At 70.3% G+C, this 11881-nt stretch carries 9 protein-coding genes and 1 pseudogene; 5 read left to right on the top strand and 5 right to left on the bottom strand.

Annotated elements, in window-relative coordinates; genetic code table 11:
• Nucleotide 1: 1 nt before the first annotated feature.
• Nucleotides 2-889 carry an acyl-CoA thioesterase gene (locus RIF65_RS03670; protein ID WP_309064383.1) on the bottom strand — a complete coding sequence of 296 codons (888 nt, stop codon included), beginning with the start codon at nt 887-889 and terminating at the stop codon, nt 2-4.
• Between the two features lie 18 nt (nt 890-907).
• On the opposite strand from RIF65_RS03670, the gene RIF65_RS03675 reads away from it, so the two are divergent.
• The gene (locus RIF65_RS03675) at nt 908-1576 is read left to right on the top strand and encodes a hypothetical protein (protein ID WP_309064382.1); all 669 of its coding nucleotides are present in this window, start codon (nt 908-910) and stop codon (nt 1574-1576) included.
• Between the two features lie 36 nt (nt 1577-1612).
• On the opposite strand, the pseudogene RIF65_RS03680 reads toward RIF65_RS03675, so the two are convergent.
• The 4 genes and pseudogenes from RIF65_RS03680 to pepN all read right to left on the bottom strand — a co-directional run bounded on the left by RIF65_RS03680 (nt 1613) and on the right by pepN (nt 7420).
• Nucleotides 1613-3270, bottom strand: a pseudogene (locus RIF65_RS03680) (FAD-binding dehydrogenase).
• Complete coding sequence (locus tag RIF65_RS03685) at nt 3267-3716, bottom strand: globin (RefSeq protein WP_309064381.1); 450 nt, start codon at nt 3714-3716, stop codon at nt 3267-3269. The pseudogene RIF65_RS03680 and the gene RIF65_RS03685 overlap by 4 nt, the downstream one beginning before the upstream one ends.
• Nucleotides 3713-4783, bottom strand: a complete 1071-nt coding sequence (locus RIF65_RS03690; RefSeq protein ID WP_309064380.1) for a mechanosensitive ion channel family protein — start codon at nt 4781-4783, stop codon at nt 3713-3715. The genes RIF65_RS03685 and RIF65_RS03690 overlap by 4 nt, the downstream gene beginning before the upstream one ends.
• A 66-nt stretch (nt 4784-4849) precedes the next feature.
• Nucleotides 4850-7420, bottom strand: coding sequence for an aminopeptidase N (gene pepN, locus RIF65_RS03695; RefSeq protein WP_309064379.1), 2571 nt, complete (start codon nt 7418-7420; stop codon nt 4850-4852).
• Between the two features lie 135 nt (nt 7421-7555).
• Here pepN and RIF65_RS03700 point away from each other — a divergent pair, with 135 nt between their 5' ends.
• From RIF65_RS03700 to RIF65_RS03715, 4 genes are all read left to right on the top strand, one after another.
• Nucleotides 7556-8749 (top strand): ferrochelatase, encoded by a 1194-nt coding sequence (locus RIF65_RS03700; protein WP_309082487.1) that lies wholly within the window; start codon nt 7556-7558, stop codon nt 8747-8749.
• Nucleotides 8750-8797: 48 nt separating this feature from the next.
• Nucleotides 8798-9283: a ribose-5-phosphate isomerase gene (locus RIF65_RS03705; protein WP_309064377.1), complete on the top strand. Its 486-nt coding sequence runs from the start codon at nt 8798-8800 to the stop codon at nt 9281-9283.
• Between the two features lies 1 nt (nt 9284).
• Nucleotides 9285-10283 carry an Fpg/Nei family DNA glycosylase gene (locus RIF65_RS03710; protein WP_309064376.1) on the top strand — a complete coding sequence of 333 codons (999 nt, stop codon included), beginning with the start codon at nt 9285-9287 and terminating at the stop codon, nt 10281-10283.
• Nucleotides 10284-10387: 104 nt separating this feature from the next.
• A complete protein-coding gene (locus RIF65_RS03715; protein ID WP_309064375.1) occupies nt 10388-11878 on the top strand; it encodes an alanine/glycine:cation symporter family protein in 1491 nt (496 codons plus the stop codon).
• Nucleotides 11879-11881 lie beyond the last annotated feature (3 nt).

Genomic DNA, 11881 nt, shown 5'->3' on the forward strand with positions numbered 1-11881 from the left:
CTCAGCCCTGAGCGGGCACCCGCACCATGACCTCCTGCGCGACGCTCGCCAGCAGCGCGCCGTCCCGGTCGTAGATGCGTCCGGTCGCCAGCCCGCGGCCACCGCGCGCGTTGGGCGATTCCTGCACGTACAGCATCCACTCGTCCACGCGCCCGAACCGGTGCCACCACATCGCGTGATCCAGGCTGGCGACCTTCAGGCCCGGCGTCTGCCAGGTGACGCCGTGCCGGCGGAGGATGGACTCCTGGATCGTCATGTCGCTGAGATAGGCCAGTGCGGCGCGGTGCAGTCGCGGGTCGTCCGGCATGGGTGCGCGCATCCGCATCCACACGGCTTGACGGTGCACGCGTTCTCCGGCGACCTCCAGGAACAGCGGGCCCTCGATGTGGCGGATGTCGGCGGGACGCTCCGCCAGCAGCCGTCCCGTCACGGGGTGCACCGAACCGATCAGGTCGTCGTCCGATGCGACCTCGTCGGGCCCCGGGATGCCGTCGGGGGCGGGCTCCTGGTGCTCGACCCCGGGGTCGTCGTCCTGGAAGGAGGCGATCATGGAGAAGATCGGCACCCCGCCCTGGAACGCCTGCGACCGCCGCGTGGAGAACGACCGTCCGTCGTGGATGCGGTCCACCGCGAACGTGATGCCCGCCGAGGCATCGCCGGGTCGAAGGAAGTACCCGTGCATGGAGTGCACGATGCGCTCCACCGGCAGTGTGCGCTCCGCCGCGAGGAGCGACTGGGCGAGCACCTGCCCGCCGTACACCCGGCCGGTGGGCATCTGGTGCGAGCGGCCGGTGAAGATGTCCTCGGTGGTGCGCGCCTCGGACGCCGCGATGTCGAGGACCTCGAGGAGGTTGTCGACCGACCGGCGTGCGTTCTCCTCGAGCGTCATGACGCTAGTTTAGGAGGGGTGACCCGTCCTCTCGTCCTCGCCGATGCGCAGACCGCCCGAGACGTCCTGACCTTCGCCGGACGCGCCGCGCAGGCGGCATCCGAGGGCGTGCGGCTGCAGGCGTCGGACGGCGTGCTGGTGCTCACCGCCGCGCCGCTCGCCCCGCAGGGTCTGTTCGATCAGACGCCCACGGTGCTCGCACTGCGCGTCGTCCGCGCCGACCCGGAACTGCGCTGCGACATCGTCGTCGACTCGCTCGGAGAGACGGATGCCGGCAATGAGCTCTGCCTGCCCGATGTCGGGCGCTCGCCCGCCTGGGCGGGGATCGCACCCCCGCGCGGCGGATGGGAACCACGCGCCGGGCTCCCCGCCCACACCATCGCCGAACGCGCGCAGTGGGGCATCTCGGCGGTCGCCCACGGCACACCGCCGGGCGCGGGGGAGGAGGCCGTCCGCGCCCTGCGCGCCCGCATCTGGGGCGAACCGGACGAGGCGCTGCTCGGGCTTCCCCGCGGCGTGGCGTTCGCGGCGCACGCGTTCGGGTTCATCTCCGGGGCCGAGCAGGTGCGCGTCACCGTGTCCGGCCGATGGACGCGCCTGGCGTTCCAGCGCGGACACGTCCTGAGCCGTGGCCCGGCCGCGGTCGGGCTCACCTCGGTGCGCACCACGGGCAGCTCTGCGGGCTGAACGCGCAGGTTGAACGCGCACCACGTCGCGACGGACTCAGCGCGCTGCAGCGCGCCCCGCGGCACGCCCTGAGAACAGGCAGCCACCCAGGAACGTGCCCTCCAGCGCCCGGTAGCCGTGCATGCCGCCGCCGCCGAACCCGCTGGCCTCGCCCACCGCGAACAGCCCTGGTACGGTCTCGCCGCCGGCGTCCAGCACGCGGCCGTCCAGATCGGTGTGGATGCCGCCCAGGGTCTTCCTGGTCAACACATGCAACCGCACGGCGACCAGCGGACCCGCGGCCGGGTCCTGCAGCCGGTGCGGGGCGGCGGTGCGGATGAGCCGATCGCCCCGGTATGCCCGCATCGACCGCAGCATGGCGATCTGGGCGTCCTTCGTGAACTCGTTGCCGATCTCTCGGTCGCGCGCGACGACCTCCCGTCTCGCGCGCTCCGCGTCGAGCACCTCGCCGCCCGGCATCCGCTTCATCCGGTCCAGCAGGGAGTCCAGATCGTGTTCCACGGCGAAATCGGCACCCTCGTCGAGGAAGGACCGCACGGGGCCGGTCGGGCCCTTCGCGAGGCGTGAGCGGATCAGCAGGGCGATGTCCCGGCCGGTGAGGTCGGGGTTCTGCTCGCTCCCGGACAGCGCGAACTCCTTCTCGACGATCTTCAGCGACGTGATGAACCAGGAGTGGTCGTGCCCCGTGGTGCGCAGGTGCGCGAGGGTGCCGAGAGTGTCGAACCCCGGGTACAGGGGCACGGGCAGCCGGGCGCCGGTCGCGTCCAGCCACAGTGACGACGGCCCGGGGAGGATGCGGATGCCGTGTCCGGGCCAGACCGGGTCCCAGTTCTGGATGCCTTCGACGTAGTGCCACATCCGGTCGGTGTTGATCAGCGCCGCGCCCGCCGCGCGGGAGATCTGCAGCATCGAGCCGTCGACGTAGGCGGGCACGCCCGACAGCATGTGCTGCGGCGGAGCCCCGAGCGTCACCGGCCACGCCGCCCTGACCAGCTCATGGTTGCCGCCGATGCCGCCGGATGCGACGATCGTCGCCGCGGCCCTGATCTCGAATCCCGGACCTGCTCGTCGGGGCTCGGCGCGCCGCGGCGCACGGTGCTGTCGACCAGCACGTCGCCGCGGGCACCGGTCACCGCGCCGCCCTCGCGGATCAGCTCCCGCACGCGATGCCGGGGCAGGACCGTGAGGCGGCCATCGGCCTCGGCGGCGAGCAGGGCGGACAGGAAGGGTTCGACGATGCCCGGACCGGTGCCCCACGTGATGTGGAACCGGGGCACGGAGTTCCCCGGCCCGATCGCGCCGGCGCCGCCGCGCTCGGCCCAGCCCACCACAGGGAAGAAGCGCACGCCGCGCTGCCGCAGCCAGGCGCGCTTCTCGCCGGCCGCGAACTCCAGGTACGCGTGCGCCCAGCGGCGCGGCCACTCGTCCTCCGGCCGGTCGAACCCGGCGTTGCCGAACCAGTCCTGGCCGGCCAGCTCCAGCGAGTCACGGATACCCATCCGGCGCTGCTCGGGCGAATCGACGAGGAACAAGCCTCCGAACGACCACCAGGCCTGCCCGCCCAGGTTCTGCCGCGGCTCCTGGTCGACGACCACCACGCGGCGCCCGGCCGCGACCGCCTCACCTGCGGCGACGAGCCCCGCCAGCCCCCATCCGATCACCAGCACGTCAGCGGACGGGGGTGTCGTCGTCATGTGGTCTCCGTGGCTCCTTCACCGGCGCGCGTCTCCAGCGTCGGACGCCCCGCTGGGGCGGGCCCGATGCCGGACGGCTCGAACGTGTTCACCATGGCATACGCGGCGCGCTCCAGGTAGTCCCACAGCGTGGCTTCGTGCAGCGGCGACAACTGCGCCTCGTCGACGGCGGTGCGCATGTGACGAAGCCAACGATCCCTGGCATCCGGGTCGATGTGGAAGGGCATGTGACGCATGCGCAGCCGCGGGTGCCCGCGGCGCTCTCCGTAGGTGGACGGTCCGCCCCAGTACTGCGCCAGGAACCAGGTGAGCCGCTCGGCGGCGGGGCCGAGGTCGTCCTCCGGGTACATCGGCTTCAGCACCGGGTCGAGCGCCACCTCGCGGTAGAACACCGACACGATGCGCTCGAATGCGGGGTAGCCGCCGACCTCGTCGTAGAAGCTCATCGTGCGCCGCCCTCGTCGTTGTTCGTCTTCTTGCGCCGCCAGATCCCGCGGTCGGCGACGCGGGGCACGCCGGTAACCGCGTTGGGTTTCGTCTGGGGCGGGTTGGCACCGCGCACGCGTCGTGCGCCGTCGGGTCCGGTGAGGGTAACGGCGTTCATCTTCGGCACGGCGACATCCTTCTCGGTGAGCGCGGTGCGCAGCCGGCGGCGCAGCTCCTGCGACACGTCGTCCATGGCGTTGGCCCTGGTCTTCATGACGACCCGCACCACCAGTGCGTCGCCGTCCACGGACTCCAGGCCCCAGATCTCCGGCTTCTCGATGATGCGGGTGCGCCACTTCGGGTCCTTGGCGAGCGCCTGCGCGGTCTCCAGCATGGTCGCTTCGACGACCTCGAGATCGGCGTCCGGCGCAACCCCCAGGTCGACGATCGCACGGGCCCACCCCTGCGACATGTTGCCGATGCGGGTGACCTCGCCGTTGCGGACGTACCACAGCGTGCCGTTCACGTCGCGGACCTGCGTGATCCGCACACTCACGTACTCGACGACGCCGGATGCCAGTCCGAGGTCGACCACATCGCCGATGCCGATCTGATCCTCGGCCACCAGGAAGAGTCCGTTCAGGACGTCCTTGACGATGTTCTGGGCGCCGAAGCCGAGGCCGGCGCCGACCGCGGCGGTGAGCAGGGTGAGCGAGCCCAGCAGGTCCTTGTTCAGGAACTGGACGATGAGGATCACCGCGATCACGACGAGCATCACGTTGACGATGTTCTGCAGGATCGTGCCGAGAGTGCGGGTGCGCTGCACCAGGCGCATGTCGGCGAGCGGCGAGCGCTCCAGCGCCTGCGTGTCGTCGACGTTCGCCTTGGTCTTGGCGCTGTCGACGATCCGGTGCACCACCCGGTTGATCACGCCGCGGAGCACCAGGGCGGCGAGCACGCAGCCGGCGATGATGAGGGCGATGGTCAGCGCGTTCCAGCCCACCTGGATGAGCACGGCGAGCACCCGCTCCCAGAATCCGGGGTCGGTGATCTCCGGCGCGGGGGTCTCGTTCTCGAAGGGGAGCATCGGGTCGATTTTACCGAGAGGGCCTCTGCGCAGCCTGTGCGCAGAGGCCCTCCGATCGGATGACGCTCAGTCGTCGGCGTCCCTCGCCTGAGCGGCGAGGGCGCGCTCCACGTCGGCCAGGTTCTCGTGCACCAGCCGGCGCAGCGCCGGCGGCGCGTCCTGGTGCGCGGCGAGCCACGCGCGGGTGGCGTCGCGCAGCGCCACGTTCGCGAGGGAGCGTGGGTACAGCCCCACGATCAGGTAGTCCGCGATCTGGTAGGTGCGGTTCTCCCAGATGGGCAGCAGCATGTCGAAGTACTTCGGCACGAACTCGCCCAGCACGTCCACGCCGGAGGGGTGCACGAAGCCGAGCGCGGCGGAGCGGACGATCGTGTTGGGCAGCTCGTCGCTGTCGATGAGCGACGACCACGCGGCCTGCTTGGCCTCAGCGGTGGGCAGTGCGGCCCTGGCCTGAGCGGCGAACTCGGCACCCTTCGCGGTGTTGTCGGCGGCGAGCGCGGCATCGATCGCGGAGGCGTCCGTGGCGCCCAGGGCGGCGAGGCCGACGAGCAGCTGCCAGGACAGGTCCGCGTCGATCTCCAGCCCGGGCAGCGTCTCCTCGCCGGAACGGAGACGGCCGATGATTCCGGCGTGCTCCGAGGTCACCGCGGCGTTCGCGAACGCGGTGACGAGCTGCAGTTGGATGTCGCTGCCCGCTTCGGCCTGCTGGGCGAGCGCCCACAGGCCGTCCGCCACCTTCTCTCTGGCGGCAGCCCGCGACTCCGGCTGCACGTAGCTGTGCGCCGCGAGCTGCAGCTGCGCAAGGGTGGTGCGCACGGTCGTGGACTCGCTCTCGCGCCCGATGTTGCCGAGCACCAGGTCGATGTAGTCGCTCGCGGAGCTCTCCGCGTCGCGGGTCTGGTCCCACGCCGCGCCCCACACCAGCGAGCGCGCGAGCGGGTCGCTGATGTCGGCCAGGTGCGCGATCGCAGTGGCCCAGGAGCGCTCGTCCAGGCGGATCTTCGCGTAGGCGAGGTCGTTGTCGTTCAGCAGCACCATGTCGGGGCGGGGCAGACCCTGCAGCTCGGGGATCTCGGTGCGGTCGCCGTCCACGTCCACCTCGACGTAGTGCGTGCGCACCAGGGCGCCGTCCTGCAGATCGTAGAAGCCGATGCCGAGCCGGTGCGGACGGATCGTCGGGTAGTCCGCGGGGGCGGTCTGCGTCACCGCGAACCGCGTGATGTCGCCGTGCGCGTCCTCGGCGATCACCGGGGCGAGGGTGTTGACCCCGGCGGTCTCCAGCCACTTGCGCGCCCAGGTGGACAGCTCACGGCCGCTGGCCGCCTCGAGCTCGACCAGCAGGTCGCCGAGCTCGGTGTTGCCCCACGCGTGCTTCTGGAAGTAGTTCGACACCCCGGCGAAGAATGCGTCGATGCCGACCCAGGCGGCCAGCTGCTTGAGCACCGACCCGCCCTTGGCGTACGTGATGCCGTCGAAGTTGACCAGCACGTCCTGCAGGTCGTTGATCTCGGCGACGATCGGGTGCGTGGAGGGCAGCTGGTCCTGACGGTACGCCCAGGTCTTCTCCATGGCGTTGAACGTGGTCCACGCCTCGGTCCACTCGGTCGCCTCCGCCGTGGCTATGGTGGACGCCCACTCGGCGAACGACTCGTTCAGCCACAGGTCGTTCCACCACTTCATGGTGACCAGGTCGCCGAACCACATGTGCGCGAGCTCGTGCAGGATCGTGACGACGCGGCGCTCCTTGACGGCATCCGTCACCTTGCTGCGGAACACGTAGGTCTCGGTGAACGTCACCGCACCGGCGTTCTCCATCGCCCCGGCGTTGAACTCCGGCACGAACAGCTGGTCGTACTTGGCGAACGGGTAGGGCACGCCGAACTTCGACTCGAAATACTCGAAGCCCTGCCGGGTCTTCTCGAAGATGTAATCGGCGTCCAGGTGCTGCCACAGGCTCTTGCGGCCGTACACCCCGAGCGGGATCACCCGGCCCGAGGCGCTGGTCAGCTCCGAGAAGGTCGCCTCGTAGGGACCGGCGATCAGCGCGGTGATGTACGAGGAGATCCGCGGGGTCGGCTCGAACCCCCAGGTCGCGATCCGCTGCGTGCCGGAGTCGGTCGACGGGTCGTGCACGATCGGCTCGGGAGTGGGGGAGTTGGACACCACCTTCCAGGCCGCGGGCGCGGTCACCGTGAACTGGAACGTGGCCTTCAGGTCGGGCTGCTCGAACACCGCGAACACGCGACGCGAGTCGGGCACCTCGAACTGCGAGTAGAGGTACACCTCGCCGTCCACCGGGTCGACGAACCGGTGCAGACCCTCGCCGGTGTTCGTGTACAGGCAGTCGGCGTCGACGACCAGCACGTTCTCGGCCTGCAGATCGGTCAGCTGGATACGCGAGTCGCTGAAGACCTCCGACGGGTCCAGCTGCTCTCCGTTGAGCGTGATCTCGCGGACGTCGCGGGCGATCAGGTCGATGAACGTGAAACTGCCCGGCGTGGCGGTGAAGCGGACGACGCTGCGGGATCCGAACACCTCGTCGCCCTTGGTGAGGTCGAGCGCGACCTCGTAGGACTGGGTGTCGATGACGGCGCGTCGCTCCTGCGCTTCGCTTCGGGTGAGGTTTTCTCCAGGCACAGCTTTCACTCCCAATGGTGAGGGGATGTCGCCACATGTCGACACTGCTGGCGCCGACGACAACCCTCCCAGCCTACGCCAGAGCGCCGCGCGAGCCGGTTTCTCAACGCCGGTTCATAGACAACCGATGGAAGGATGGACGATGTGAGTGCCTACGAATCGGATGCCGTTCCCCACGCCTCCCGTGCAGCCGCCGGCGGTGCGCCGCACATCGAGGAGCCCGTCGCCTACGACGCGATCCTGCTCGCCGGATTCGGCGGACCCGAGGGCCAGGACGACGTCATCCCGTTCCTGCGCAACGTGACGCGCGGCCGCGGCATCCCCGACGAGCGGCTCGAGGAAGTCGCCCACCACTATCGCCACTTCGGCGGCGTCAGTCCGATCAACGCGCAGAACAGGGCGCTCAAGCAGGCGCTCGAGGCGCAGCTCGCGGCGCGCGGCATCGACCTTCCGGTGTATTGGGGCAACCGCAACTGGGACCCGTACCTGGAGGACGCCGTGGCGGATGCGGCCCGCAACGGCGACACCACGCTGCTGGCCTTCGCCACCAGCGCGTACAGCTCGTTCTCCAGCTGCCGCCAGTACCGCGAAGACTTCGCGCGCGTCCTGGACGGCACCGAGTACGACGGCGTCGTCACCATCGACAAGATCCGCCCGTTCTTCGACCACCCCGGTTTCGTGCAGGCCTTCGTGGACGGCGTCCGCGATGCCGTGCAGCAGCTGATGGACGACGGGATCGCGCCGGGCGAGGTGCAGGTGCTGTTCTCCACGCACAGCATCCCGACCGCCGACGCGCAGCGCTCCGGGCCCCGCGACATCGACTTCGGCGAGGGCGGCGCCTACGCCGCGCAGCACGAGGCGGTCGCGGCGTGGACCATGGCCGAGGTGGCGCGTCTGCTGCCGGCGGCGTCCGACGTGCCCTGGGAGCTGGTCTACCAGTCGCGTTCCGGCCCCGCCTCCCAGCCGTGGCTCGAGCCGGACGTGTGCGACGTCATCGAGGCGCTCGGTGAGCGCGGCCGCCGCGCCGTCGTCGTCGTGCCGGTCGGCTTCATGAGCGACCACATGGAGGTGCTCTGGGACCTCGACACGGAGGCCAGGGATGCCGCCGAACAGGCCGGCCTGCGGTTCGTGCGCACACCCACGCCTGGAGTGTCCGAGGCGTTCGTCGCAGGGATCGTCGACTTGATCGAGGAGCGCCTGGAAGGCCGCCCGGCCGGGCAGCGCGCGCATGTGACCGACCTCGGCCCCTGGTACGACGTCTGCCGCCCCGCGTGCTGCGAGAACGTGCGCGCCGGTTTCAAACCCGCCGCCGCGGGACTCGTCCCCTGACCCGCCCGCCCCGACCGTCGACCTCAACGCCGAAATAGGATTGTCCCCATGCGCATCCACATCGCCACCGACCACGCCGGCCTCGACTTCTCCACGCGGCTGCAGGAGCACCTCCGCGGTGCCGGTCACGAGGTCGTCGACCACGGACCGGTCGAGTACGACGCCCTCGACGACTACCCGGGGTTCTGCATCCGCGCCGCGCAGGCCGTGGTCGCCGACCAGTCCGCCGGGGTCGAGGCGCTGGGCGTCGTCTTCGGCGGCTCGGGCAACGGCGAGCAGATCGCGGCGAACAAGGTGCAGGGCATCCGTGCCGCGCTGGTGTGGAACCGCTCCACCGCCGAACTCGCCCGCGAGCACAACGACGCGAACGTGATCTCGATCGGCGCGCGCCAGCACAGCTTCGAAGAGGTCGTCGAGTTCATCGACCTGTTCATCGCCACGCCGTTCCCCGGCGACGAGCGGCACGTGCGCCGCATCCGCCAGATCGCCGACTTCGAGCGCGACGGGTCGCTGCTGCCGGACCCCCGGGCCTGACATGCCCGAGGGGCATTCCGTCCACCGCATCGCCCGGCAGTTCGCCCGCAACTTCGTGGGACGCCCGGTCGCGGCATCCAGCCCGCAGGGTCGCTTCGCCGAGGGGGCGGCCGTCATCGACGGCCGGGAGGCGCTGCAGGCCAAGGCCGTCGGCAAGCAGATGTTCCTCGAGTTCGAGGGCGATGTCTGGCTGCGCGTGCACCTCGGGCTGTACGGCGCGTGGGACTTCGCCGGCGAGATCCTGGTCGACCCCACCATCGCCTCCGCGAACGGGCGGATGGGGCAGACCAACCAGCGCGGCACCGACCTCGACGAGCCGATCCTGGACGACGCCGGCGAGAACTCGCTGAGCTCCATCGGCGCCCCGCGCCGCACGCGCGTGCATGTGCGCATGTCGGAGCAGACCAGTGGCCTGGCCGATGAGGGCGACGAGTGGCCGCCACCGGTGGTCGGTCAGGTGCGGCTGCGCCTGCTCACAGACGTGACGTGCGCCGACCTGCGCGGGCCGACCGCGTGCGCCCTGCAGGGGCCCGACGAGGTGCTCGCGACCATCGACAAGCTCGGCCCCGATCCGCTGGTCGGCGATCCCGCCGAGGGCGAGGAGCGGTTCGTGCGGGCCGTGCGCCGCAAGCCGACTCCCATCGCGCTGCTGCTGATGGATCAGTCGGTCGTCAGCGGCATCGGCAACGTGTACCGCGCCGAGATGCTGTTCCGCGCCCGCTTGAACCCGCACACGCCCGGACGGGACGTGCCGGAGGGCGTGGTGCGCGGACTTTGGCACGACTGGGTGCGTCTGCTCGCGATCGGCGTGGAGACCGGGCAGATGATGACCATGGACGGGTTGACCGGAGACGCCTACCGCGCCGCGATGGCCAGCCGTGACGACCGGCACTGGGTGTACCACCGGGCCGGCCTGCCCTGCCGGGTGTGCGGCACGGAGATCGCGTTGGAGGAGATCGGGGCGCGCAAGCTGTACTGGTGCCCCTCCTGCCAGCGCTGATCCGTCCTGTCGGGCTGCGGGTGCGCAGCAGGTCGCACCTAGGCTGAGCGCATGCTGTGAATAGGATGTCTGCATCCCTGCACCGATGCGCGAAGGAGACCCCCATGGACCTCACCGGACTGCAGACCGTCCTCGAACAGATCAGCGGCGTCATCTGGGGCCCGTACGTCCTGATCCCGCTGCTGCTCGGCACCGGCCTGTACCTCACCATCCGGTTGGGCGGGTTGCAGTTCCTGCGCCTCGGCCCAGCCCTGCGGCTGGGGCTGTTCACCCGCAAAGACCCCGGCGCGGACGGCGACATCTCGCAGTTCCAGGCGCTGACGACCGCCCTCGCCGCCACCGTCGGCACCGGGAACATCGTCGGTGTCGCGACGGCGATCGGCATCGGCGGTCCGGGCGCTCTGTTCTGGATGTGGGTCACCGGGCTGCTCGGCATGGCGTCCAAGTACTCCGAGGCGTTCCTCGGTGTGCGCTTTCGTAAGACGGACGACGCCGGTGAGAAGTCCGGCGGTCCGCAGTACTACCTGGAGCGCGGCATCCCCGGCGGGTTCGGAAAGTTCCTCGCCCTCTTCTTCGCCGTCGCGGCCGTCATCGCGTGCTTCGGCATCGGCAACATGACCCAGGGCAACTCGATCGCCACGAACCTGCAGGCCAGCTTCAGCATCCCCACCTGGGTCACCGGCATCGTGCTCACCGTGTTCGCGCTGCTCGTGCTGGTCGGCGGCATCAAGTCGATCGGCCGCGTCACGGCCGGCTTCGTGCCGATCATGATCATCCTCTACGTGCTCGGTGCGCTGTACATCCTCATCGTGAACGTGGGCGCGCTGCCCGCCGCGTTCGCGCAGATCTTCACCGACGCGTTCACCGGCACCAGCGCGGTGGGCGGCTTCGCCGGTTCGGCGATCATCATCGCGGTGCAGTACGGCGTCGCCCGCGGCATCTTCTCCAACGAGTCGGGCATGGGGTCGGCCGCCATCGCCGCGGCCGCCGCCAAGACCAGCCACCCGGTCCGTCAGGGGCTGGTGTCGATGACCCAGACGTTCATCGATACGATCATCGTCGTCTCCTGCACCGGCCTGGTGATCATCGCGACCGGCACGTGGGACGACATCGACCCCGCGACGGGCGAGCAGATCAGCCCCGCGCTGATGACCGGCGCGGCGTTCTCGCACGGCCTGCCGGGGGACTGGGGACACTACATCGTCACGATCGGGCTGGTGATGTTCGCCGGGTCCACGATCCTCGGCTGGTCGTACTACGGCGAGCGGAACATCGAGCGGCTCATCGGACGCCGAGCGGTGATGCCCTTCCGCGTCCTCTTCTCGCTGGTGGTCTTCATCGGCTGTACCGTGCAGCTCGGCGTGGTGTGGGCGTTCTCGGACGTCATGAACGGACTGATGGCGCTGCCGAACCTCATCGGCCTGCTCATCCTGTCGGGCCTGGTGGCGCGGGAGACCAAGAAGTACCTCGACAACGACCCGAAGCTGCGCGCGTCGACCGACGAGGTCGAGGCGTTCATGGCGGGCGAGCCGGGCTGGGAGGAGTGGAAGACCCAGGCCGTGCCGGTCGTCCGCGACAGCGACGCCGCACGCTGACCG

Source organism: Microbacterium sp., from assembly GCF_031180975.1.
In the GTDB taxonomy this organism is placed as follows: Bacteria; Actinomycetota; Actinomycetes; order Actinomycetales; family Microbacteriaceae; genus Microbacterium.